Here is a 23283-nt window from a genome sequence, read left to right as displayed (position 1 = left end):
TCGTCTCCCGCGCCCCAACCGCGAGATATCCCCATGAACGACATCGCCCTTCAAAGACCGGTCACGGCATCCGGCACAGGTTCCGATCTACAGTCAGAACGCTTAAAATCCGCCTGGCTGTTCCTTGCCCCCACATTTCTCGTGCTGGCGCTGGTGGCGGGCTGGCCGCTCGTGCGCACCGTGTGGTTCAGCCTCACCGACGCCTCGCTCACCAATCTGGAGGGAGCACAATTCGTCGGCCTCAAGAACTATCTCACCTGGATCACGCTCAGCAGCGGCCGCACGATCTATCGAGGCCTTCTTGCAGATCCCGCATGGTGGGGGGCGGTTCTCAACACGCTGAAATTCACCATCGTTTCGGTCAGCCTCGAAACCGTGCTCGGCCTCATCGTCGCTCTGGTGCTGAATGCCGAATTCAAGGGACGCGGCCTCGTGCGCGCTGCCATTCTTGTGCCATGGGCCATTCCCACCATCGTGTCCGCGCAAATGTGGGCGTGGATGCTGAACGACCAGTTCGGCATCTTGAATGACCTGTTCCTTAACCTCGGGCTGATTTCCAACAAGATCGCCTGGACCGCCAACCCCGAGACCGCGATGATCGCCGTGCTTATCGTCGACATCTGGAAGACCACGCCCTTCATGGCGCTGCTCATTCTCGCCGGTCTGCAGATGGTGCCGAAGGACATGTATGAAGCGGCCAAGGTGGATGGCATCCACCCCGTCAAGGTGTTCTTCCGCGTCACCCTGCCGATGATCCGCCCTGCCCTGATGGTCGCCGTCATCTTCCGTATGCTGGATGCGATGCGCGTTTTCGACCTCATCTACATCCTGACGCCGAATAATGCCCAGACCCGCACCATGTCGGTGCTGGCGCGCGAGAATCTGTTCGATTTCGACAAGTTCGCCTATGGCGCCGCCGCCTCCACCATGCTGTTCCTCATCATCGCCTCGATCACGGTCATCTATATGTGGCTCGGGCGTGTCAACACCGATGGAGCCCAGCGATGACCTTGCCCAGCATCCTGAAGACCACCGCCTTTTATGCGCTGGTCGCCGTCATCATGGTGATTTCGGTATTCCCGTTTTATTATGCGATCCTGACCAGTCTGAAATCGGGCTCGGCGTTGTTCCAGGTTAATTACTGGCCGCGCGAATTTTCGCTCACCAATTACAGTTTCGTCATTGGCAACGGCACGTTCCTGCGCAATCTCGGCAATTCGTTGCTTGTTGCATCATCCGTCGTCATCTTGTCGCTGTTTCTGGCGGTCACCGCGTCCTATGCGCTGGCTCGCGTCCGCTTCAGGGGCCGCGCGTTGCTGCTGCTCACCATTCTGTCGGTTTCGATGTTCCCGCAGATTGCCGTTCTCGCCGGCCTGTTTGAACTGATCCGCTGGGCGGGCATCTTCAACACGCCCTTGGCGCTGATCTTTTCTTATATGATCTTCACCCTGCCTTTCACGGTCTGGGTCCTGACAACCTTCATGCGCGACCTGCCGATCGAAATCGAGGAAGCAGCCATCGTTGACGGTGCATCGCCCTGGGTCATCATCACACAAGTGTTCATGCCTTTGATGTGGCCGGCGCTCGTCACTACGGGGCTCCTCGCCTTCATCGCGGCATGGAACGAGTTCCTCTTCGCGCTCACTTTCACCTCATCGAACGAGCAGCGCACGGTGCCGGTCGCCATCGCGCTGCTGTCGGGCGGCTCACAGTTCGAAATTCCCTGGGGAACGATCATGGCCGCGTCCGTCATCGTTACCGCGCCCCTCGTCGTCCTCGTTCTGATCTTCCAGCGACGCATCATCTCCGGCCTCACGGCCGGCGGCGTCAAAGGCTAGGAGAAACATCATGACCACCATTCAATTGCGCGATCTTCGCAAATCCTTTGGCGCCTTCGATGTCATCAAGGGCATCGACATGGATATCCGCTCCGGCGAATTCATGGTTTTTGTCGGCCCTTCAGGCTGTGGCAAGTCCACGCTGCTACGCGTCATATGCGGGCTGGAAGAAATCACCGGCGGCACGCTCTCCTTCGACGGTGAGACAGTAAACCGCCTGCCGCCCGCCAAACGCGGCGTCGCCATGGTCTTCCAGTCCTATGCGCTATATCCGCACATGACCGTGTTCGAAAACATGGCTTTCGGCATGAAGTTGTCTGGCGCAGACAAAGAACAGCGCAAGAAGCGCGTCGAAGCGGCAGCGGAGATGCTGCAGCTCACGCCCTATCTGGAGCGCCTGCCGAAGCAGCTTTCTGGCGGCCAGCGCCAGCGTGTCGCCATCGGCCGCGCCATCGTGCGCGATCCGAAGGTCTTCCTGTTTGACGAGCCGCTCTCCAACCTCGATGCGGCGCTGCGCGTGGCCACGCGTCTCGAGATCGCCAAGCTGCATCGCTCGATGCATGACACGACGATGATCTACGTCACCCACGATCAGGTGGAGGCGATGACACTCGCCGACCGCATCTGCGTCCTGCGCGACGGTCGGGTCGAGCAGATCGGCACGCCGCTCGAGCTTTACGAAAGTCCTGTCAACACCTTCGTCGCCGGCTTCATCGGCTCGCCGAAGATGAACTTCCTGGCAGGCAAGTATGCGGAATCAAAAGGCGCAAAAACGATCGGTGTCCGGCCGGAACACATCACCATCGCCAGCGACGGCAGCGGTTGGAGTGGAGAAATCGTGCATTCGGAAATGCTCGGATCGGACAGCTACATCTATGTCGAGATCGGCGCCGGCGAGCCCGTTGTCGTACGTGAAGAGGGCGTGACCGGCCGCAAGGCGGGCGAGCGTATCACCATCGTGCCGGATACGGCGCAGATCCACCGTTTTGACGCCGAGGGCCGGGCCATTGCCCGCAACCCTGCTCGCGGCGCCGCCTGAACCTAACTTCCGCCGGGACAACCCAAGTAGCCGGCTTTCACCAAGGAGCATGAGAATGACCATCAACACCGTTGTATGGGGCGAAAATATTCACGAACACATCAATGAGACGGTGCGTTCGATCTATCCAAACGGCATGCACAACACCATCGCCGAAGCGCTGAACCAAAATCCCGAGATCAACGCCACCACCGCCACGCTGCAGGAGCCGGAGCACGGCCTTTCACAGGAGCGTATCGACAAGACCGACGTTCTCGTCTGGTGGGGCCACAAGGACCACGGCGCAGTTCAGGATGACATTGTGGAGCGCGTCGCCAAGCGCGTCTGGGAAGGCATGGGCCTCATCGTCCTGCATTCCGGCCACTTCTCCAAGCCGTTCAAGCGCCTGATGGGTACGCCCTGCGCGTTGAAATGGCGCGAGGCGGGCGAACGCGAACGCCTGTGGACCATCAATCCCCGCCACCCGATCGCCGCCGGCCTGCCCGAGCATTTCGAGCTGGAAAACGAGGAGATGTATGGCGAGCAGTTTTCCGTACCGGAGCCGCTCGAGACCGTCTTCATTTCCTGGTTCCAGGGCGGTGAGGTTTTCCGTTCGGGTCTCACCTGGCGTCGTGGTGCCGGCAATATCTTCTATTTCCGCCCCGGCCATGAAACTTATCCGACCTATCACGACGCCAATGTGCAGAAGGTCATCAGCAATTCTGTAAAATGGGCCTATAATCCGGTCGGCGCCCTGAAGAGTATTCACGACGCGCCGAATGTTCCCGTCGATAAGGCGCTTGAGCCTATCGAGGAACGTGGTCCCAAGCTGCATAAGGCAGGCGAAGCAGGTTACAGGTAAGGGCTTGGAGATACTGGCATGAGACTTCTCATTCTCGGAACCGGTGGCATGGCCAACAACCATGCCACATATTTCTCTCAGATCCCCGGCGTCGAACTGGTTGCGGCGGTGGATGTGGACGACGTGGTGGCACGGGCCTTTGCGCTGCGCCATAACATCCCGCTCTCTTTCACTTCGCTGGATGACGCCATTGCCTGGGGTGAATTCGATGCGGCGGCGAATGTCACGCCCGATGCCATCCATCACCCCACGAGCCTGAAGCTGCTTGCGGCGGGCAAGCACGTTTTCTGCGAAAAACCGCTGGCGGAAAACTACGCGAATGCCGCCGAAATGGCCGACGCGGCCGAAAAGGCCGGCCTCGTTGCCATGGTCAATCTCACCTATCGCAACGTCGCCCCCTTGCAGGCGGCGCGCGGGATGGTGCTGGCCGGCAAGATCGGCAAGGTTCGCCATCTGGAAGCCTCCTATCTCCAGAGCTGGCTCGTTTCCAAGGCTTGGGGCGACTGGATGACGGAGAGCAAGTGGTTGTGGCGGCTTTCCACCAAGCATGGCTCGAACGGCGTGCTGGGTGATGTCGGCATCCACATACTTGACTTCGCCTCTTATGGCGCGGGCAGCGATGTGCAACGCATCTTCACTCGGCTGAAGACCTTCGACAAATATGAGGGCAACAAGATCGGCGCTTACGATCTGGATGCAAATGACAGCTTCACCATGACGGCCGAACTGGAAAACGGCGCCATGGGCGTCATCCATGCCAGCCGCTGGGCGACGGGCCACCTCAACGAACTTCGTTTGCGCATCCACGGCGACAAGGGCGCACTCGAAGTCATTCACACGCCCGACTATTCCAGCCTGCGTGCCTGCATCGGCGAGGATGTGGAAAAGGCGATCTGGAAGACGATCGATGTCGATCCCGTGCCGACGAACTACGAAAAATTCGCCAAGGCCGTGATGGAAGGCGGCGTCGCCGATCCCGACTTCCGCCACGCCGCCAATCTGCAGAAGGTACTCGATCTGTCGATCATTGCGGATCGGGAGAGACGCGAGTTGGCCGTTTCGGCTTGATGTGCGAAAGTGCGGCGGCACAAGCCGCCGCATGGATTGCTGCGAAGGGCTCCTCGCTCTCCGTCACCCCGGACTTGATCCGGGGTCCAGCGCGATCAAGTCTTTGATCGCAAAAAACTCTTTTCACGGCGCAGACGCGCCTTGCCTGGATGCCGGATCAGGTCCGGCATGACGGAGGGAACTTATAACTCCCCTCAAACCCCGCGCTTGTTCCCCCACAACAGGACATGCAGCTGCGGCAGCACGCGGGCGGAAAACCAGCGATCTTCGCTAACCTTGTCCACCAGCCACAACATCCGGTCCATCACCCCATCGATATCGACACGCGCATCGTCGTCATCCGGCGGCGGCGGGGTGTGGTTGCCGGGCTGGAGGTAAACCGGCAAATGCGGGAAACGCGCGGATGCCGCTTTGGCATAGGCGTAATCCGCATCGTCAAAGACCACGATCTTCAGGGCCACCTGCGGCCCCTCGCCGGCAGCGGCAAGACAGTCTTCGAAAGCCTGCCAGTCCGTTCCCATGCCGCTCGATGGCGGCTTGGGGCTCAGAACCAGATGGTCGAGATCGGCAAACCAGTCTTTGGCGATACTGCCCTGCGTTTCCAGCGCGAAACGATAGCCTTCACCCTGCCCTTTTGCGATCAGCGACCCAAGCGGCTGGATGGCCGGATTGCCGCCAGACAGCGAGACCGTCAGCGGTACGCCACCGGAAAGCCGCCGCACCTCCTGCCAGATTGCATCGACCGGCATCGGTTTCCACGTGTCGCGATAATCGCTATCGACCGCGTGCAGCGTATCGCACCAGGAACAGCGATAGTCGCAGCCGCCAGTGCGAACGAAAACCGTCGGCAGACCGATCAGCAGACCTTCGCCCTGAATGGTCGGGCCGAAGATTTCACTGATGCGGATCGTGGTGTCCTTCGCTGCACTCTTTTGTTGGGCCGCCGTCATGGCCGGTATTCTGCCCAGGTCTTGGCGGTTTCGCTAACGCGGATGGCACTGGTTTCAGGCAGACGATCCTTGCACCAGTCATAGAAATGCTTCGCCAGGCATTCCGCCGTGACCCGGTCATGGCCGAGGACATCATTCAGGTGACGATGATCAAAATGATCGTCGATATAGCGCTTCAACGGTGCGAGCTCGTGATAGTCGCGCACGAAACCGTGCTCGTTCAGCTCTTCGCCTGACAGTTCCACTTCGACGATGTAATTATGCCCGTGCAGCCGATTGCACTGGTGATCCGACGGCAGGCTTTTCAACTGGTGCGAGGCGGAAAAGTGAAATTCCTTGGTGATGCGGAACATCAACGCACCTCCTGCGCCGCAAAAGCATGGGTCGCGGCCACCCAGAAATCCGGGTCCTCATAGTCTGTCGGATCGGTGACGCCGGCAAGATGGAAGGCTTCGCGCCGCTCCACGCAGGTGCCGCAGCGGCCGCAGTGACGCAAGCCGCCCTTGTAACAGGACCATGTTTCACCGAAGGGCGTTCCATATTTCGCGCCATCGGTCACGATGGCCGCCTTGGAAACGGTGACGTAGGGCGCAAAAAGTTTCACATCAGCATAGCCTTCAAGCGCATGCGCCTGCATGGCGTTGAAGCTGTCAATGAAGCCCGGCCGGCAATCCGGGTAGATGAAGTGATCGCCGCCATGAACGGCAATCGCCACTGCTTCCGCCTGTTGCGCGGCAGCCAGGCCGAAAGCGATGGTGAGCATGATGGCATTGCGGTTCGGCACCACGGTGGAGCGCATGGTCTCTTCGGCGTAGTGGCCATCAGGCACCTCCACATCGTCGGTCAGTGCGGAACCGGTGAGATGCGCGCCGATGGTTCTGATGTCGATGACATGATGCGGCACGCCGAGCCGTCTGGCGCAATCGGCGGCAAAATCCAGTTCCTTCCTGTGGCGCTGGCCATAATCGAAGGAGACGAGAGCTAAAAGTTCATGTTCCGCGGCGATTTTATGCGCAAGCGAAACGGAGTCCAATCCGCCGGAGCAGATGACGATGGTTTTCATAAGTTGGGATCCCTTGTTTTGACCGGGTGGGCTGCGACCGGATTACAGGGGCGGCTTTAAAGCAAAGCGGGGAATTTGTGAAGGCCCTAGCTGAAATCACGAAAAGCGGCAAAGTTACCTTCACCGCTTTTCAAGGAATGATCTTCCGTCCTCAGCGCAGCAACGCCTGCGCCTCCTCAATGCCGAGCGCGGCCGGCTGCGTGCAGGTCGTCGTCATCTCGATGAAACGGCCCTCTTCGCCGGACTTCAGGATCGACGTCATCACGTCGATACCGTGCAGGGAACGATCCAGCGAGCAGCGGGCGTCGCGCCCCTCCAGAATGGCAATCGCCATATCGGCAAGACCGGCCGTGCGGTAATTTGCACGCGGGCCGTTCGGGCTTTCCTGATTGGCGATGCCGAAGGGGTGCGCCCAGTCTTCCAGCGGCTGGATATTCTTGTCGCGACCGCTGGCTTCGACAACACCGCCGAAGAAATTCGGATCCGGCACGTAGATCGAGCCTTCCGTGCCATAGAGTTCCATATTGGCATGACGATGCGACCAGACATCCCAGCTCGCCGAAAGCGTGATCGTCGCACCATTCACGAATTCCAGTAGGGCATGGATATTTGTCGGGGTCTCGACAGGGATGACCTCACCGTTCAGCGGCTGGCTGGTCACCGTACGGGTCGGATTTGCCATCGAGGTGAGCGCGCCGACACGTTTCACCGGGCCAATGAGGTTGATAAGATTGGCGATGTAATACGGACCGAGATCGAGGATCGGCCCGCCGCCCTTGAGGAAAAAGAAGCCCGGATTGGGGTGCCACATTTCCATGCCGGGGCTCATCACATGGCATGTGCCCGACGTAATGCGGCCGACCTTGCCGTCATCGATATATTGCCGGGCAAGCTGATGCGCGCCGCCGAGGAAGGTGTCCGGTGCGCAGCCGACGGAGAGGTTCTTCTCGCGGGCGATGCGCCGCAGCTCCTCGCCCTCTTCCAGCGACAGCACCAGCGGCTTTTCCGAATAGACGTGCTTGCCCGCCTCGAGAATGGCTTTCGATACCGGAAAATGCGCGGCGGGGATTGTAAGGTTCACCACCACGTCGATTTCCGGGTTGGCGAGCAATTCCTCGATGGACTGCGCGACAACACCGAATTCTTCCGCTCTCAGTTCCGCTGCATTGCGGTTGAGGTCAGCGCAGGCGAGCACCTTTATGCCCTTGAAGAGCGGTGCCAGCGAAAAATAAGCAGACGAGATATTGCCGCATCCGATGATGCCGACGCCAAGATCTCTGGCCATGATGAAACTCCGAAATCTGAGACTTAATAGGTTTTGAACGACGCGATAGAACGGGTAATCAGCCGATCGATGTCTTTCGGGTTGTCGTGTTCGACCACGAAATGTTTCGTGGCGGATTTCGTCTTCAGCGCCGCGACGAGGCCTTTCCAGTCCACCGTGCCGTGGCCGACATCGGCCCAACCATCTTCATCCTTATTCTCCCCTGCGGGCGCGATGTCCTTCACGTGCACGGCGGTGATGCGCTTGCCGTAGCTTTCGATCCAGGCGAGCGGATCGGCATTGCCCCTGATAATCCAGGCGATATCCGCCTCCCATTTCAGGTCGGGGCCGCCGGCAAATATCTGCTCCTGCGGCGTCGAGCCATCGGCAAGCGTCTTGAACTCGAAGTCGTGGTTATGCCAACCGAAGACCAGCCCGGAATCCACAAAGGGCTTTCCGGCTTCCTGCAGGCGCTTGCCAAAGGCGAACCAGCCGGCGGCATCGTCAGGGCGCTGGTCGGGCATAAGGTAAGGGCAATAGATTGCCTCCACACCCAGAGCGCTGGCGATATTCAGCGCTTTTTTGGGATCGCCTTCAAGAAGATCGAGACCGAAATGACCGGTGGGCATGGTCAGGCCGTTGGCGTCCAGTTCGGCACGCAGACCTTTCAGGCCGGCTTCATCCAGCGAAGCATACATGGCGCCGTAACCTTCCACGTGTTTGTAACCCGCCGCTGAAAGCTTCTTCAGAATATCGGCAAAGGGTTGAAAATTACGGGCGCTGTAAAGCTGAAAACCGTGTTCTGTCATTGTCTCCTCCATAGAGATGTGGGTCTTGGGAATGTGTGGGAGTGGTCAGCGCCCTTTAGAGCCGTTCCTCGCCTTGCGCGTCGAACAGCGAGGCCATGGTCATGTCGAGGCCAAGGCGCACCTTGGTGCCGGGTGAAAACCGTCTGTGGCCGCCAACGCGCACGGACATGGTATGCCCGGCATGTTTAAGCCAGATCAGATTGTCGGCGCCCATCGGCTCCTCGATATCAACGATCGCCTCGTGCACCTCCCCGCCGACGATATCGGCATCAACGCGCACATGTTCGGGGCGAACGCCCAGAACCACCGCGCGACCGGCGACAAGCGGCGTTTCCGCATGATAACCGTCCAGTGCGAAAGTCACGCCATTGGTGGTGAAGACCACCTTGCCGTCTTTTTCGATCAGCTCGCCGCGCAGGAAATTCATCGAGGGCGAGCCGATGAAGCCCGCGACGAACAGGTTCCGTGGCTTGTTGTAGATGGTGACGGGGTCAGCCAGCTGCTGGATGACGCCGCTTTTCATGATGGCGATACGATCAGCCAGCGTCAGCGCCTCGATCTGGTCGTGCGTCACATAGATCATGGTGTTCTTCAGCGACTGGTGCAGCCGCTTGATTTCGACGCGAAGCTCCGAGCGCAGCTTGGCATCGAGGTTGGAGAGCGGTTCATCGAACAGAAAGACATCCACATCCCGCACCAGTGCCCGGCCGATCGCCACGCGCTGGCGTTGACCGCCGGAAAGTTCGGCCGGCTTGCGTTTCAGCAGCGGCTCGATTTGCAAGATGCCGGCTGCCCTTTTTACCCGGCGATCAATCTCCTCTTTCGGCACTTTGGCGACCTGAAGGCCAAAGGAAAGGTTCTTTTCCACCGTCATTTGCGGATAGAGCGCATAGGACTGAAACACCATGCCGATGCCACGATCCTTCGGTTCTTCCCAGGTAACGTTACGGTCCTTGATGAATATCTGTCCGTCGGTCGGCTCCAGAAGGCCGGCGATGCAGTTGAGAAGGGTCGACTTGCCGCAGCCGGAAGAGCCGAGCAGCACGAGGAATTCGCCGTCGTAAATATCGAGATTGAGGTCTTTCAGCACGGTAACGGCGCCGAAGGACAGCGAAAGATCGCGGATGGAAACGCTTTTGTTCATATAGCTCAACCTTTTACTGCGCCTGCAGCAATGCCGCGGACGAAAAGCCTGCCGGAGAGGAAATAGACGATCAGCGGCACGGCCCCGGTCAAAAGGGTTGCGGCCATGTTGACGTTGTATTCCTTCACGCCCTGCACGGAGTTGACGATGTTATTGAGCTGCACCGTCATCGGGTAATATTCCGGCCGCGTGAACACCACGCCGAACAGGAAGTCGTTCCAGATGCCGGTCACCTGCAGGATCATCGCCACCACGAAGATCGGCAGTGACATGGGCAGCATGATGCGGAAATAAATCTGCCAGAAATTGGCACCATCGATCCGCGCCGCCTTGAAAAGTTCCTCCGGCAGCGAGGCGAAATAGTTGCGGAAAAGCAGCGTCAGGATCGGCATGCCGAAGATGGTGTGAACGATGACGAGGCCGCTCAGTGTGCCGTAAATGCCCAGTTCGCGAAGCACGATAACGATCGGATAAATCATCACCTGATAGGGAATGAAGGCGCCGATGATGAGGATGGAGAAGAACAACTCCGATCCCTTGAACTTCCAGTTCGCCATGGCATAGCCACTGACGGAGGCGACGATGATGGAAATGACGACCGACGGCGCGAGGATGCGTACGGAGTTCCAGAAGCCCCGCGAAAGCCCGTCGCAATTCAGCCCTGTACAAGCATTCGCCCAAGCCTTGACCCAAGGCTCGAAGGTAATCTCCACCGGCGGTGCGAAAATGTTGCCTAGCCGGATTTCCGGCATGCCCTTCAGCGAGGTAACGACCATCACGTATAGCGGCAGCAGGTAATAGGCAGCAGCCACGAACAATGTGCCGTAGAGAATGATGTTGCGGCGGGAAAAGGTTTTCCTTGGCTTCTTGCCGCGCGGGCCGGAGAGCTCATTGGAAACCGCATCGTTGGCGGCAACAACCGTGTTCAATGTGCTGAGATTAGCCACGTTTCTTGCCTCCGAATTCAAGGTAGGCCCATGGAATGATGATGATCGCAACCGTCAGGAGCATCATAGTAGAGGCGGCAAAGCCCTGCCCCAGATTCTGCGCCTGGAACATGTAGTCATAGACATATTTTGCCGGGACCTCGGACGCGATGCCCGGCCCGCCGCTTGTCTGCGCCACCACGAGGTCGTAGACCTTGACGATGCCGCTGGCGATGATGACGAGCGTGGTGATGAAGACGGGACGCATCATCGGTATGATGATGAGGGTGTAGGTTTTCCACATCGGAATGCCGTCAACGCGCGTCGCCTTCCAGATGTCTTCATCAATGCCACGAAGACCGGCCAGCATCAGGCACATGACGAGCCCCGTGCCCTGCCAGAGCGCCGCGATCAGAATGCCATAGATAACGATCTCGGAATTGTAGAGCGGGTCGAACGTGAAGCTTTCCCAGCCAAGCGAACGGACAACGGACTGGATGCCAAATTCCGGGTTCAGCAGCCACTGCCAGACGAGGCCGGTAACGATGAAGGACAAAGCGAAAGGATACAGGAAGATGGTGCGGAACGCGTTTTCAAAACGTATTTTCTGATCCATCAACGCCGCCAGCACGAAGCCGATGACAAGGCTGAAAATTAGCGACAGGATGCCGTAAATCGCCAGATTCTGGATTGAGACGATCCAGCGCGGCGCGGCCCACAGCCGCTCATATTGATCGAAACCGATGAAGTTCGCCCGCGGCAGAAGCTTGGAATTGGTGAAGGAATAAACCACCGTCCAGACCGTGCCGCCAAGAAAGATCACCACGGCGGTCAGTATCATCGGAATGGAGGCAATCTTCGAATTGAGATTGCGGAAAAGCTGGTTGGGCCGCCGTGAGCGCGCTTGACCTGCCATGTTACCTCCTCCTGTAACGTTACAGTCAACGGCCGAGCACGGAGCTCGCCGCGTGAAACTCCGGCCATTGCCTGTTATCCTGGCATAGCCCGGACGTTGGAAGGGGAGCGGCGAACCGCTCCCGATCCGAAGAGATTACGATCAGTCAGCCGAACCGATAATGTCCGCGAAACGCTTCTGCCCGTCTTCCGCCGACATCGAGCCCGCGAAGAATTCCGCCATCAGATCTTCCTTCTGTTTCTGCGTATCGGCGGAAATCAGCTGGTCGGTGCTGGTCAGCGCATTGCCCTTGGCCAGAATTGCTAGACCCTTTTTCATGCAGTCATTGGCTGCATTCAGGTCGACGTCGCCGCGGATCGGCAGCGAGCCTTTCTTCAGGTTGAAGGCAACCTGCGTTTTCGGATCAACGATGGTCGCGGCAAGAACATCCTGCGCCTTGGTTTTCGCCTCGTCCTTCAAAACGGGGAAATAAAAGGCGTCGCCACCCGTGGTCAGGTATTCACTCAGGCCAAGGCCAGGAAGGCAGGAATAATCAGTGCCGGCTTTCTGGTTGGCGAGCTGGAATTCACCCTGGGCCCAGTCGCCCATGATCTGGCCGCCGGCCTTGCCGGTGATGACCATGTTGGTGGCCTGGTTCCAGTCCTGAACATTGGTGCCCTTGGCCATGTCGCGCGCCTCGACGGCAGCCGCGAAAATCTTTGCCATTTCAGGACCTGCCGCCGCTTCGGCATCCTTGTCGCCATAGACCTTCTGATAAAGGTCCTTTCCGCCGATCGAAAGCGTCAGCGTGTCGAACAGGCCGTTCGCCTGCCATGCCTGGCCGCCAAGCGCGAGCGGCTGGATACCGGCCTTTTTCAGCGCCGGCGCTGCCGCAACAAATTCCGTCCAGTTCTTCGGAACTTCGACGCCCGCTTTCTTGAACGCCGCATTGGAAAGCCACAGCCATTGCCACGAATGGATATTGACCGGCGCGCAATAGATCTTACCGTCGATGGTGCAGCTGTCGAGCAGGCTCGCCGGCTTGATGACCTCTTTCCACTTACCCTTCTCGGCAACGTCGGACAGGTCCCGCATCAGGCCGGCCTGCACGAGTTCTTCCGCCTGCCGGCCGTGGTTGAACTGGGTGGCGCCCATCGGATCGCCGCCGGTGATGCGGCTGATCATGATCGGCCGGGCCGTGCCGCCCGAACCGGCAATCGCGCCGTCCACCCATTTATTGCCGGTCGCGTCGAAAGCCTTGGCCAGTTCGGCCACCGCTGCGGCTTCGCCGCCAGATGTCCACCAATGGGTCACCTCAAGATCAGTCGCCCCGGCAATGCCCGCCGGAATCATCACGCTGGCCAGAAAAGCCGCAGAAATAACACGCATTCGCATGAGTCTCCTCCCTCACTGAAACGTTGCAGTTGGAACGTATGCGAAGATTTTTGATTAGGCAACCGCCTAAAATACGAATCTCGTTACTGCATTCAGCGGCGTCTCGAAGGATGGCAAAATTCGCCTGACAGGCGGACGGTAGAGGGGCTTGCGCGCCGTAATCCACACGCAATGCCACTGGTTTAAAAACCCTGCGCAGCAAGAAACAGGTGCAAGAGACAATGAAACGCTGGCATATTCTCCTGATCATCGGATTGATCGGCGTTGCATCGCTCTTACTCGCCGCGTTTGAGCAGCTCATACCGGGGCAGCAGGTTTCAATGTCGATGCGCCTGTTGATACTCCTCCAACCAGCAGTCCTGACCGTCGCCTCGGTCGCCACCGGCCAAGCCCTCGCCGCAAAAATCGGACTCCATGCGCCTTTGATCGATAGCTGGCTGACGGGCGGCGATCCGCGTGCGGTACTGCGAAAACAAGTGCCTCCTGCACTTGCTGCGGGTGTTGCCGTTGCCATTGTGACGATCGTCTATTCGTCGGCGATCCTGCCCTTGGTCACAGATGCAGCAACCATGGCAAATATGACCAGATTTGACATTCCCCTCGCCACCCGGCTTCTCTATGGCGGCGTCACCGAAGAGCTATTGACGCGATGGGGCATGATGTCGTTTTTCGCGTGGATTCTCTGGCGCTCTACAGGAGGCGGGCAGGTTCGAGCGTTCATAATGTGCGCCGCCATCGTGATCGCTGCCGCTCTGTTCGCCGCTGGTCATCTGCCGTTTTTGTTTACCATTGCCGCGCAACCCCGGCCGGCACTCGTCCTTGCAGTGCTGACCGGGAATTTTATTCCCGGACTCATCTTCGGATGGCTATTTTGGCGCCGGGGACTGGAGGCGGCAATTCTCTCTCATGGCTTTGCCCATTGTATAAATGCACTGGCGGCCTGAACCAAAAGGCGAAGCGGGCAGACGTCCGCTTCGCTTATTCTCTTGGCGTAGGTAACGCCTATTGCCTCTTGTAATCGTCCTCGATGCGGATGACATCGTCCTCGCCGATATAGGCTCCGGTCTGGATTTCGACCAGTTCGAGCGGGATCTGCCCCTCATTGGCAAGACGGTGCGGCTGGCCGATCGGGATATAGACCGACTGGTTTTCCGCCAGCAGCCGGGTCTCGTCACCAATCGTCACGGTGGCCGTTCCCTTGACGATGATCCAGTGTTCCGAGCGGTGATAGTGTTTCTGGAACGAGATGCGGTGGCCGGGATCGACGGTGATATGACCAACCCGATAACGCTCGTCCACATACATGTGCTCGATGTAACCCCAGGGCCGGTAAACGCGCTTGTGGGTCTGCGTCTGTGGCGCATGTTCGCCGTCCTTCAGCGTCTCCACCAGACCCTTCACGTCCTGCACCCGGTTCTTCGGCACCACCAGAACCGCATCCTTGGTGGCCACCACCACCATGTCCTTCGCGCCCACTACCGTCGTCAGCAATTGCGTCGAATGGATGAGGCAGCCTTCGGAATCGATGAAGACGCCGTTGCCTTCCAGCGCATTGTCATTGCTGTGTTTGTCGGCGATCTCCCAGATCGCGTCCCAGCTGCCGATATCCGACCAGCGAAAATGGCCGTGCACGACAGCCATGCGCCTGGTCTTCTCTATCACGGCATAGTCGATGGAATTCTTGGGCGAGGCTTCGAAGCTTTCCTGATGCAGACGCACGAAGCCGAGGTCGCTTTCATATTGCTCGACGGACTGCGTTACCGCGGCCAGAATTTCCGGCGCAAAGGCCTCCAGTTCGGCAATCATCACGTCGGAGCGGAACAGGAAGTTTCCGGAATTCCAGAGATAGCCTTTTTCGAGATAGGAGATCGCCGTCTTCATGTCAGGCTTCTCCACGAAGGCCTCGACCTTGCTCAGATCCTTTTCACCATCAATCGCCTCGCCCGGCTTGATGTAACCATAGGAGGTGCGCGGCTCCGTCGGCACCAGGCCGAAGACGACGATATTGCCCTGATCGGCTGCTTTGGCGCCGAGTTTCACGGCATCGGAAAACTTGTCGGCATCGAGCACCACATGGTCGGCAGCAAGCGCCAGAACCAGGCATCCGGGCTCGCGGCGCTCGGCCAGCACAGCGGCGGCGGCCATGGCGGCGGCGCTGTCACGGCGGGCGGGCTCAAGCACCACGGTGGCCGGCAGATCGATCTCCTCCGCCTGACGGCGGGCAAAAAAACGGAAATCCTCGTTGGTGATGACGAGTGGCTCGGAATAAAGCGTTTCGTCACCCACCCGCTGCAGGGTCTGCTGATAGGTCGAAAGATTGCCGACCAGCGGCTGAAACTGCTTGGGCAACTGATCGCGCGAGACCGGCCAAAGTCGGGAGCCAGCACCACCGGCCAGAAGAACCGGCGTGATCTTTCGAGATTGTTCCTTCACAATAAAACCTTTCCAACGTCAAAAAATTTCCCGGCGCGCCGGACAATATACATATTTCCCAATACCGCCATCACCGGTTCACGGGCGGACAAGCGCAAGTTCATAAATCCCCCTTGTGAAAGCTTGGTGAACGGCTGGGTGTCTGCCCCGGCACGCTTTCCTAACGCCACGCGACAGGTGAGGTTCCGCTCGATTTCTTCGCGCGGATCGATGCAGAGCAAATAAAAACCCCGGGATTGCTCCCGGGGCCGGCTTCAAGTGAGGCGTGACGCAAGCGTCAGCCCGGCAATGCATAGGCGATGACATAGTCGCCACGGTCAGGAGACTGGCGTGCGCCGCCAGCTGAGATGACGATATATTGCTTGCCGGTCTTCGGAGACTTGTAGCTCATCGGGCCGCCCTGGCTGCCGACCGGAAGGCGGGCCTTCCAGACTTCCTTGCCGGTCGCCGTATCGAAAGCGCGCAGATAATAATCCTGCGTGCCGGCGATGAAGACGAGACCGCCCTGCGTGGCCAACGTGCCGCCGAGCGTGGGCATGCCGATCGGGATCGGAAGGCCCATCTTGATGCCGAGCGGACCGGTATCCTCGACAGTGCCCACGGGCACCTGCCACTTGATCTTCTGGGTCTTCATGTCGATAGCGGTCATCGTGCCATAGGGCGGGGCCTGGCAGGGTATACCGAGAGCCGACAGGAAACGGTTCTTGTTCACCGCATAGGGCGTGCCCTTCATGGGAACGACGCCCATGCCGGTGTTGACGCTTTCGCCGCCACTCGCGACAGCCTTGGTCGGTGCCGCTTCCTGCATCTGGATCCAGAGACCGAGGCGCATGTCGTTGACGAAGATCGTGTTCGTGGTCGGGTCCGTCGAAAGACCGCCCCAGTTCATGCCGCCGAGCGAGCCCGGGAACGACAGGGAGAGGTCCGTGCCCGGCGCCGTATAAAGGCCCTCATAACGCATGCCCTTGAAGGCAATACGGCAAAGAAGCTGGTCAAACGGGGTCGCGCCCCACATGTCCGCTTCCGTCAGGGTCTGCGCACCGATCTGCGGCATGCCGACCGAGCGTGGCTGTGTCGGCGCGTAGCGCTCGTTCGGAATATTGGCGGGCTTGACCGGAACTTCTTCAACCTTGGTCAGCGGCTGGCCTGTCGCCCGGTCGAGAACATAGATCTGCGCCGCCTTGGTGCCGAAAACCAGTGCCGGAACAGTGGTTCCATCCGCTTTCGGGAAATCGACGAAGCTTGGCTGCATCGGCACGTCGAAGTCCCAGAGGTCGTTATGAACCGTCTGGTAGACCCATTTTTCGCGACCGGTGGTGGCATCGAGCGCCAGCATCGAAGCACCATATTTATGGTCGAGCGGTGTGCGAGTTGCGCCGTACAAGTCCACCGAAGGGCTGCCGACCGGCATGAAGACGGTGTTCAGCTCCGGATCATAGGACATGGACGCCCAGACGTTGGGTGTGGAACGCGTGTAGGTCTGTCCCTCGGGCGGAAGTCCGGTAATATCAGGGTTACCAGGGTCGAAGGCCCAGCGAAGCGCGCCCGTCACCACATCGAAACCGCGCATCACACCGCCGGGCATATCGACCTGAACGTTGTCGGCGATACGGCCGCCGACAACGACAGTCGTGCCGGCAAGCGTAGGTGCGGAGGTCAACACATATTGCGGGTCCGGCGCATCGCCGAGACCGATCTTCAGGTCGACGCGGCCGTTGGTGCCGAAATCAGGGCAAAACGCGCCGGTGTCGGCATCGAGCGCTATCAGTTCCGCATTAATGGTGTTCATCAGAATGCGACGCTGGCAAAGCGCGCCCTCGGCCACCACCGCCGGGGTAACCGGCGTGGAACCCGGTGCGGTCGGCTGCTTCAGCGGCGCCTTGGCGTCGAAATAGGCAAGACCGCGGCAACGCATCCAGACGGAAGATTTCGCGTTGATTTCCGTCTTCCACTTTTCTGCGCCGGTATCTGCATCAAGAGCGATGACATTGTTGTGCGGCGTGCACAGGAACACGGTGTCGCCAACCTGCAGCGGCGTTTCCTGATCTTCCGCACCATTCGCGCCGGGGCTGATCGGGGTATCGCCGGTGTGGTAGGTCCAGGCGACTTCGAGGTCCTTGACGTTGTCGCGCGTGATTTCATCGAGAGCGACAAAGCGGCTGCCGCCGGATGTATTGCCGTAATGTTCCCAGTTCTTCTGCTCCGTTTCCGGTGTGACAGGCGTCAGGGCTGCCGGTTCACCATTGAAGGCGACGGTGGGGTGCGGCACGAACATGCCGGCAAAACCCGCGCCGGCGGCGATGGCGAGAATGGCGGCAATGGCGAAAGAGGCGCCGTATGCCGGAGCCTTGCCGGCCGCGCGACGCAAGAGAGGATAGGAGAGCGCAACGACAATGGCGCCGACGCCCATCGCCAGAAGGCGTGAAATGAGCGGCCAGAAGTGCAAGCCGGCTTCCCACACCGCCCAGATGCCGGTGAGGACGAAGACAAGGCCGAAGAGAACCGCACCGGCAGGCTTGCGCAGCAGGATGAGCAGGCCCGAGACGATGAGCGCGATGCCCGCCATGACGAAATAGAGGCTGCCGCCGAGGGCCACAAGCTGGCCGCCGCCAATGGCGAAGAACAGGCCTGCCGCAACGATGACAGCGCCGAGCACCAACAGCCACAATCTGGCTGGGAGCGATAAAGAAGTTGCTGGATTACCCATGAAAGAATGTCCGGTTAGAAGAGCTGCCCCAAAAGGCTGAAGCCCGGTGATTGTTCAGCGTCCGGCGATGCCGGGACAGCCTGCGGCCGCAATGGCCAGGCGAAAATGCGCCGAAGGCGGCGCGGCTGAACGGGGAACAATGGTGGGGAAGACTTCCGTCGTGACTGTCATGCGTGACCCATTCACTGCAGGTAACCGCCGGCCCCATGGACGGCGGGCAAGATGCTTGAACAAATCCTCCCCGGTTTCTCCCATCAAAGTCTGCAAAGCGGCAAAGACGATCGAAACACTGGCTGCGGTATAACGTCGCCTGCGACAAGATAACAATGCGCAAGCTGGGCAATTTCGATAAGCTATGCTTATATCACATCACACCCGACAAAACAAAGAAATCTCCCAATGGATATTCGTCAACTCACGATATTCGTGGAAGCGGCAAGGGCGAGGAACTTTCGTGCCGCCGCCCTGCAGCTCGGCATTGCCCAGCCCGCCGTCACCCAGCGCATTCGACAGCTGGAGGAAAATCTGGGCTTCAAGCTCTTTCACCGCATCAATCGCGGTGTGGAACTTACCCCGGCCGGTCAGTCCATGCTCATCGAGGCGGAAGAAATCCTTGCACGCACCAAAAGTGCGCTGGAAAGGGCGCAGCAGATCCGCCGCGGCCAGCTTGGCACGCTGCGCATCGGTTACGGCACCAGTGTTATGGCCGAGCGTAAACTACCCGCGCTCATTACCCGCTATGGTGACGAGCACCCAGACGTGACGCTTGAACTGTTGCCCGGCATGACAATGGAACAGCTGATCGAGCAGGTGACGACCCGCGAGACCGACGTTGCCTTCATCCGCGCGCCTCTTCCCACGCTGCCGCAGACCTTGCGAACCATGCCGTTCGACCGCTCGAGGCTTTGCGTCGCTTTGCCGGAACGTCACGTACTCGCCAAGCGCCCGCAGGTTTCCGTCAGCGATATCCTGCACGAAAAACTGCTGCTGCCGGTTGACGAGATTGGCCTCGGCCTCAGCAGCAGCGCGCTTTCGCTTTTCGAAGATGCCGGCTGCACGCCGCAAGTCGGCATGCGCATCGCCAACGTCAATACGATTCTCGCGCTCGTGGAGGCCGGTGCAGGCATTTCCATCCTGCCGGAAAGCACGGTGCTTTCCGCAAGGGGCACTGCCGCCGTGTCACTCGATAGCGCGGAGGCATGGTCCGACTGCGTGCTGCTCGTCAGGCGCGGCGCGCTTGCCCTGCATGTCGAAGCTTTCGTGAATATGGCCCGCCGAGCCTACAGACTGAGCCTTTGACAAGCAAGACGCGGAATTAATCGATTGAATCGGTCGCAAATTTCATCCCGCTTAAATTTGCTGCACTGAACAACATTCAAGGCTTGGCAGGCGCGCGAAAAATACAATAACAACGGCGGATATTTTTACATTGTTATAGACACGAAAGCACACACAGCCCATGTCCGACACGACCAAGCCCGCCAGCACAAGAACATCGGTTACGGATCAGGAAGCCCTGGATTTCCACGCGGAAGGCAGGCCGGGCAAGCTGGAAATCACCCCGACGAAGCCGATGGCAACACAGCGAGATCTGTCGCTCGCCTATTCGCCCGGCGTGGCGGTGCCGGTGAAAGCCATCGCCGAAAATCCGGCGACCGCTTACGATTATACGACACGCGGCAACATGGTGGCCGTCATCTCCAACGGCACCGCGATCCTCGGGCTGGGCAATCTCGGCGCGCTGGCCTCGAAGCCGGTCATGGAAGGCAAGTCGGTCCTCTTCAAGCGTTTCGCCGATGTCGATTCCATCGATCTCGAGGTCGATACTGAAGACGCCGATGAGTTCATCAATTGCGTGCGTTACCTCGGCCCTTCCTTCGGCGGCATCAATCTGGAAGACATCAAGGCGCCGGAATGTTTCATCATCGAAAGCCGCCTGCGCGAATTGGTGGATATTCCCGTATTCCATGACGACCAGCACGGCACCGCCATTATTGCCGCCGCCGGCCTCATCAACGCCATCGAACTGACCGGACGTGACTTCAAGACCACCAAGCTCGTCTGCAACGGTGCGGGTGCGGCCGCAATCGCATGCATGGACCTCATCAAGGCCATGGGTTTCAACCCGGAAAACATCACGCTCTGTGATACCAAGGGCGTCATCTATCAGGGCCGCACCGAGGGCATGAACCAATGGAAATCCGCGCATGCGGTGAAAACCGACAATCGCACGCTGGCGGAAGCCATGAAGGGTGCTGACGTGGTGTTCGGCCTCTCACAGAAGGGCGCGTTCAGCGAAGAAATGATCCGCTCCATGGCGCCGAAGCCGATTATCTTTGCAATGGCCAATCCCGACCCGGAAATCACCCCGGAAGAAGTGTCCCGCATCCGCGATGACGCCATCATGGCGACGGGACGTTCCGACTATCCGAACCAGGTCAACAACGTCCTCGGCTTCCCCTATATCTTCCGCGGCGCGCTCGATGTGCGTGCCCGCCAGATCAACGATGCCATGAAGATCGCCGCCGCGCAGGCGCTGGCGGATCTGGCCCGCGAAGACGTGCCTGACGATGTGGCCGCGGCCTATCAGGGCAACCGCCCGCGTTTCGGACCGCAATATATCATTCCGGTCCCGTTCGATCCGCGCCTGATCTCCGCCATTCCTGTCGCCGTGGCAAAAGCCGCTATCGAAACCGGCGTCGCCCAGCGCGAAATTCCCGATCTCGACGCCTATGCCCGCGAGCTTTCGGCCCGTCGTGATCCGATGGCCTCGACCACGCAACGCCTTTACGAGCGTGTGCGTCGTTCGCCCAAGCGCGTGGTCTTTGCCGAAGCGGAAGAAGAACAGGTCATGCGCGCGGCGATTTCGTTTACCGCTCAAGGGCTTGGTACCGCCATCCTGCTCGGCCGTGACGATATCATCAAGGCCAATGCGGAGCGTGCCGGTATCGATCTCGACCGCGCCAATATCGAAATTACCAATGCTCGCCTCTCCAGCCGGGTCGATGCTTATATCGATTACCTCTATGCGCGGCTGCAGCGCGGCGGCTTCCTGCTGCGCGACGTGCAGCGCCTGATCCACAACGACCGCAACCACTTCGCCGCCTGCATGGTGGCGATGGGCGATGCGGACGCGGTGGTGACGGGCGTGACGCGCAATTATTCGACGGCGCTGGAAGATATCCGCCGTTGCATCAACACCAAGCCCGGCCATCGCGTCATTGGCGTATCCCTCGTTGTCTCGCGCAACCGCACCGTCTTCGTGGCCGACACGGCCGTGCACGACATGCCGAATGCCGAGGACCTTGCCGATATCGCCGAGGAGGCAGCCGGCCTCGCCCGCCGTTTCGGTTACGAGCCGCGCGTTGCCATGCTCGCTTATTCCACCTTCGGCCAGCCGGTCGGCGAACGCTCCGACAAGGTGCGCGAGGCGGTGAAAATTCTCGACAAGCGCAACGTCAATTTCGAGGTCGATGGCGAAATGTCGGCGGATGTGGCGCTGAACCATCACCGCATGCAGAGCCAGTATCCCTTCGCGCGCCTTTCCGGCCCCGCCAATGTGCTGGTCATGCCCGCCATCCATTCTGCCTCCATCTCCACCAAGATGCTGCAGGAATTGGGCGGTGCGACCGTCATCGGCCCTCTCCTCGTCGGCCTCGACAAGTCGGTGCAGATAACCTCGATGGGGGCCAAGGACAGCGATATCGTCAACATGGCAGCAATCGCGGCCTATAATGCCGGACGATAATTGAAACGCAGTGCGGCTTGCTTCTCGCCTCTTGGTTGAAACAAGCCGCACACCACTAAAACCTAAAGAACAAGATTCTACGATTTTAAATTATTAGGATATTTTTTCTGCCTGACAACATTATTGGAACTTGTTTCTATTCATAGTATTTTTTGCGCAATGCCAATTCTCGCTCTCTGCAAGTCCGTCATGTAGGTTCCAGCCACAAGCAAAAGGAAATACCCATGGCCTTCTCCCTCCCCAAGTTTGCCGCGAAACTCATCGCCGGAACCGTTGTCATCGCCTCGCTGGCAACTGCCGCTCACGCGGATGCAACGCTTGACCGCATCAAGGGTCGCGGCAAGCTCACCGTCGGCGTCATTCTTTCCGGCGCTCCTTTCGGCTTTATTGATCCAAAAACGCAGGAGCAGAAGGGCCTCAACATCGACGTCGCCAAGGCGCTCGCCGCAGGTCTCGGCGTTGAACTGGTGACTGAGACGGTGACCCCGCCAAACCGTGTGCAGTTCCTGCAGCAGGGGAAGGTCGATATTCTTATCGCCAACATGCAGTACACCGAAGAACGTGCGAAAACGCTCGACTACGTGCCCACCCCCTATGACCGTCAGGGCGGCGCCGCCATCGGTCGAAAAGACTCTGGCATCAAGGACTGGTCCGACCTGAAAGGCAAGATCGCCTGCGTGTCTCAAGGTTCCAACTACACTCAGCCGCTGATCGAGCAATATGGCGCGCAGGTAAAGGCGCTGCCGAGCCAGCCGGAATCGCTGCTGGCGCTGAAGGGTGGCAATTGCGATGTGTCCGTTCACGTCAACGGCACGCTGAGCCTGATGCTTCAGGACCGCGCTGATGAGTGGAAGGATTACGGCATCCTCATCCCCACAGATCTCATACCGTCGGATTCCGTGATCTGGCTGCGAAAGGGTGAAAGCGACACGCAGGCGGCTCTCGACAAGATCGTCAAGGAATTGCACGCTTCCGGCAAGATGCTGGAATTCGCTAAGGCAAACCGTCTGCCGAGCATCGGCTATATGGAAGAACAACAGAAGAAGCTGTCCGCCGCGCAGTAAAGGTCAGGCGCAGGGCTTTCCTGTCATCCCCCGTCACGCCGCAACGTGGTGAGGACGATGGCATAGAGATGGTTCCCATGATCATCAGGAACGGCCGGT

At 59.2% G+C, this 23283-nt stretch carries 21 protein-coding genes; 9 read left to right on the top strand and 12 right to left on the bottom strand.

Going from position 1 to position 23283, the window contains the following annotated elements; translation table 11 throughout:
* The first annotated feature begins 33 nt into the window (after positions 1-33).
* Genes BTN45_RS22090 through BTN45_RS22070 form a run of 5 tightly spaced genes read left to right on the top strand, consistent with a single transcriptional unit; the run spans position 34 to position 4786 of the window.
* On the top strand, positions 34-1008 hold the full coding sequence (locus tag BTN45_RS22090; protein ID WP_004438520.1) for a sugar ABC transporter permease: 975 nt from the start codon (positions 34-36) through the stop codon (positions 1006-1008).
* Entirely contained in the window at positions 1005-1838 is an 834-nt protein-coding gene (locus tag BTN45_RS22085) for a carbohydrate ABC transporter permease (protein ID WP_004438518.1), read from the top strand. The genes BTN45_RS22090 and BTN45_RS22085 overlap by 4 nt, the downstream gene beginning before the upstream one ends.
* Before the next feature lie 10 nt (positions 1839-1848).
* Positions 1849-2877: an ABC transporter ATP-binding protein gene (locus BTN45_RS22080; RefSeq protein ID WP_207591040.1), complete on the top strand. Its 1029-nt coding sequence runs from the start codon at positions 1849-1851 to the stop codon at positions 2875-2877.
* Between the two features lie 55 nt (positions 2878-2932).
* Positions 2933-3718, top strand: coding sequence for a ThuA domain-containing protein (locus BTN45_RS22075; RefSeq protein WP_006698594.1), 786 nt, complete (start codon positions 2933-2935; stop codon positions 3716-3718).
* A gap of 18 nt (positions 3719-3736) precedes the next feature.
* On the top strand, positions 3737-4786 hold the full coding sequence (locus BTN45_RS22070; protein WP_207591038.1) for a Gfo/Idh/MocA family oxidoreductase: 1050 nt from the start codon (positions 3737-3739) through the stop codon (positions 4784-4786).
* Between the two features lie 194 nt (positions 4787-4980).
* Here the strand turns inward: BTN45_RS22070 and queE are convergent, their stop codons facing one another.
* The 9 genes from queE to BTN45_RS22025 form a co-directional block, all read right to left on the bottom strand.
* Positions 4981-5736 (bottom strand): 7-carboxy-7-deazaguanine synthase QueE, encoded by a 756-nt coding sequence (queE, locus tag BTN45_RS22065; protein ID WP_207591036.1) that lies wholly within the window; start codon positions 5734-5736, stop codon positions 4981-4983.
* Positions 5733-6089 carry a 6-carboxytetrahydropterin synthase QueD gene (queD, locus tag BTN45_RS22060; RefSeq protein WP_004438504.1) on the bottom strand — a complete coding sequence of 119 codons (357 nt, stop codon included), beginning with the start codon at positions 6087-6089 and terminating at the stop codon, positions 5733-5735. Before queD ends, queE begins: the two co-directional genes overlap by 4 nt.
* The gene (gene queC, locus BTN45_RS22055; RefSeq protein ID WP_004438501.1) at positions 6089-6799 is read right to left on the bottom strand and encodes a 7-cyano-7-deazaguanine synthase QueC; all 711 of its coding nucleotides are present in this window, start codon (positions 6797-6799) and stop codon (positions 6089-6091) included. The genes queD and queC overlap by 1 nt, the downstream gene beginning before the upstream one ends.
* Before the next feature lie 151 nt (positions 6800-6950).
* Positions 6951-8084, bottom strand: a complete 1134-nt coding sequence (locus tag BTN45_RS22050) for a Gfo/Idh/MocA family oxidoreductase (RefSeq protein ID WP_004438498.1) — start codon at positions 8082-8084, stop codon at positions 6951-6953.
* 23 nt (positions 8085-8107) lie between these two features.
* Complete coding sequence (locus BTN45_RS22045) at positions 8108-8872, bottom strand: sugar phosphate isomerase/epimerase (protein ID WP_207591034.1); 765 nt, start codon at positions 8870-8872, stop codon at positions 8108-8110.
* Between the two features lie 55 nt (positions 8873-8927).
* Entirely contained in the window at positions 8928-10016 is a 1089-nt protein-coding gene (locus BTN45_RS22040) for an ABC transporter ATP-binding protein (RefSeq protein ID WP_207591032.1), read from the bottom strand.
* A gap of 5 nt (positions 10017-10021) precedes the next feature.
* Complete coding sequence (locus tag BTN45_RS22035; RefSeq protein ID WP_207591030.1) at positions 10022-10963, bottom strand: carbohydrate ABC transporter permease; 942 nt, start codon at positions 10961-10963, stop codon at positions 10022-10024.
* The gene (locus BTN45_RS22030) at positions 10956-11858 is read right to left on the bottom strand and encodes a sugar ABC transporter permease (RefSeq protein WP_004438488.1); all 903 of its coding nucleotides are present in this window, start codon (positions 11856-11858) and stop codon (positions 10956-10958) included. Before BTN45_RS22030 ends, BTN45_RS22035 begins: the two co-directional genes overlap by 8 nt.
* Before the next feature lie 141 nt (positions 11859-11999).
* Positions 12000-13232 carry an ABC transporter substrate-binding protein gene (locus tag BTN45_RS22025; RefSeq protein ID WP_207591028.1) on the bottom strand — a complete coding sequence of 411 codons (1233 nt, stop codon included), beginning with the start codon at positions 13230-13232 and terminating at the stop codon, positions 12000-12002.
* Between the two features lie 221 nt (positions 13233-13453).
* Here BTN45_RS22025 and BTN45_RS22020 point away from each other — a divergent pair, with 221 nt between their 5' ends.
* Positions 13454-14176, top strand: a complete 723-nt coding sequence (locus tag BTN45_RS22020) for a CPBP family intramembrane glutamic endopeptidase (RefSeq protein ID WP_207591026.1) — start codon at positions 13454-13456, stop codon at positions 14174-14176.
* 58 nt (positions 14177-14234) lie between these two features.
* On the opposite strand, the gene BTN45_RS22015 is transcribed toward BTN45_RS22020, so the two are convergent.
* The 3 genes from BTN45_RS22015 to BTN45_RS22005 are packed head-to-tail and all read right to left on the bottom strand — an operon-like array spanning position 14235 to position 18372.
* Complete coding sequence (locus BTN45_RS22015) at positions 14235-15665, bottom strand: mannose-1-phosphate guanylyltransferase/mannose-6-phosphate isomerase (RefSeq protein ID WP_207591024.1); 1431 nt, start codon at positions 15663-15665, stop codon at positions 14235-14237.
* Complete coding sequence (locus BTN45_RS22010) at positions 15662-15886, bottom strand: hypothetical protein (protein ID WP_207591022.1); 225 nt, start codon at positions 15884-15886, stop codon at positions 15662-15664. Before BTN45_RS22010 ends, BTN45_RS22015 begins: the two co-directional genes overlap by 4 nt.
* A gap of 56 nt (positions 15887-15942) precedes the next feature.
* Positions 15943-18372: a glucose/quinate/shikimate family membrane-bound PQQ-dependent dehydrogenase gene (locus BTN45_RS22005; RefSeq protein ID WP_207591020.1), complete on the bottom strand. Its 2430-nt coding sequence runs from the start codon at positions 18370-18372 to the stop codon at positions 15943-15945.
* Positions 18373-18771: 399 nt separating this feature from the next.
* Between BTN45_RS22005 and BTN45_RS22000 the strand changes: the two genes are divergently transcribed.
* The 3 genes from BTN45_RS22000 (at position 18772) to BTN45_RS21990 (ending at position 23184) form a co-directional block, all read left to right on the top strand.
* Positions 18772-19671: a LysR family transcriptional regulator gene (locus tag BTN45_RS22000; protein ID WP_081093338.1), complete on the top strand. Its 900-nt coding sequence runs from the start codon at positions 18772-18774 to the stop codon at positions 19669-19671.
* A 160-nt stretch (positions 19672-19831) separates the two neighbouring features.
* Positions 19832-22120: an NADP-dependent malic enzyme gene (locus BTN45_RS21995; protein ID WP_207591018.1), complete on the top strand. Its 2289-nt coding sequence runs from the start codon at positions 19832-19834 to the stop codon at positions 22118-22120.
* A gap of 224 nt (positions 22121-22344) precedes the next feature.
* Positions 22345-23184, top strand: a complete 840-nt coding sequence (locus BTN45_RS21990) for a transporter substrate-binding domain-containing protein (RefSeq protein WP_207591016.1) — start codon at positions 22345-22347, stop codon at positions 23182-23184.
* The last annotated feature ends 99 nt before the right edge of the window (positions 23185-23283 follow it).

The sequence above is a fragment of the Rhizobium sp. ZX09 genome (genome assembly GCF_017357485.1).
Lineage (GTDB): Bacteria > Pseudomonadota > Alphaproteobacteria > Rhizobiales > Rhizobiaceae > Agrobacterium > Agrobacterium pusense.
Note: the sequence above shows the minus strand (reverse complement) of the source record. Positions and strands in the feature narration are given on the sequence as shown.

Bases quoted from the DNA above. Each gene is read 5' to 3' on its own strand.
- BTN45_RS22085 (WP_004438518.1), top strand. From the start codon at position 1,005: ATGACCTTGCCCAGCATCCTGAAGACCACCGCCTTTTATGCGCTGGTC.
- BTN45_RS22050 (WP_004438498.1), bottom strand. From the start codon at position 8,084: ATGGCCAGAGATCTTGGCGTCGGCATCATCGGATGCGGCAATATCTCG.
- BTN45_RS21990 (WP_207591016.1), top strand. From the start codon at position 22,345: ATGGCCTTCTCCCTCCCCAAGTTTGCCGCGAAACTCATCGCCGGAACC.
- queD (WP_004438504.1), bottom strand. From the start codon at position 6,089: ATGTTCCGCATCACCAAGGAATTTCACTTTTCCGCCTCGCACCAGTTG.
- queC (WP_004438501.1), bottom strand. From the start codon at position 6,799: ATGAAAACCATCGTCATCTGCTCCGGCGGATTGGACTCCGTTTCGCTT.
- BTN45_RS22000 (WP_081093338.1), top strand. From the start codon at position 18,772: ATGGATATTCGTCAACTCACGATATTCGTGGAAGCGGCAAGGGCGAGG.
- BTN45_RS22075 (WP_006698594.1), top strand. From the start codon at position 2,933: ATGACCATCAACACCGTTGTATGGGGCGAAAATATTCACGAACACATC.
- queE (WP_207591036.1), bottom strand. From the start codon at position 5,736: ATGACGGCGGCCCAACAAAAGAGTGCAGCGAAGGACACCACGATCCGC.
- BTN45_RS22040 (WP_207591032.1), bottom strand. From the start codon at position 10,016: ATGAACAAAAGCGTTTCCATCCGCGATCTTTCGCTGTCCTTCGGCGCC.
- BTN45_RS22030 (WP_004438488.1), bottom strand. From the start codon at position 11,858: ATGGCAGGTCAAGCGCGCTCACGGCGGCCCAACCAGCTTTTCCGCAAT.
- BTN45_RS22090 (WP_004438520.1), top strand. From the start codon at position 34: ATGAACGACATCGCCCTTCAAAGACCGGTCACGGCATCCGGCACAGGT.
- BTN45_RS22070 (WP_207591038.1), top strand. From the start codon at position 3,737: ATGAGACTTCTCATTCTCGGAACCGGTGGCATGGCCAACAACCATGCC.
- BTN45_RS22025 (WP_207591028.1), bottom strand. From the start codon at position 13,232: ATGCGAATGCGTGTTATTTCTGCGGCTTTTCTGGCCAGCGTGATGATT.
- BTN45_RS22020 (WP_207591026.1), top strand. From the start codon at position 13,454: ATGAAACGCTGGCATATTCTCCTGATCATCGGATTGATCGGCGTTGCA.
- BTN45_RS22005 (WP_207591020.1), bottom strand. From the start codon at position 18,372: ATGGGTAATCCAGCAACTTCTTTATCGCTCCCAGCCAGATTGTGGCTG.
- BTN45_RS21995 (WP_207591018.1), top strand. From the start codon at position 19,832: ATGTCCGACACGACCAAGCCCGCCAGCACAAGAACATCGGTTACGGAT.
- BTN45_RS22080 (WP_207591040.1), top strand. From the start codon at position 1,849: ATGACCACCATTCAATTGCGCGATCTTCGCAAATCCTTTGGCGCCTTC.
- BTN45_RS22045 (WP_207591034.1), bottom strand. From the start codon at position 8,872: ATGACAGAACACGGTTTTCAGCTTTACAGCGCCCGTAATTTTCAACCC.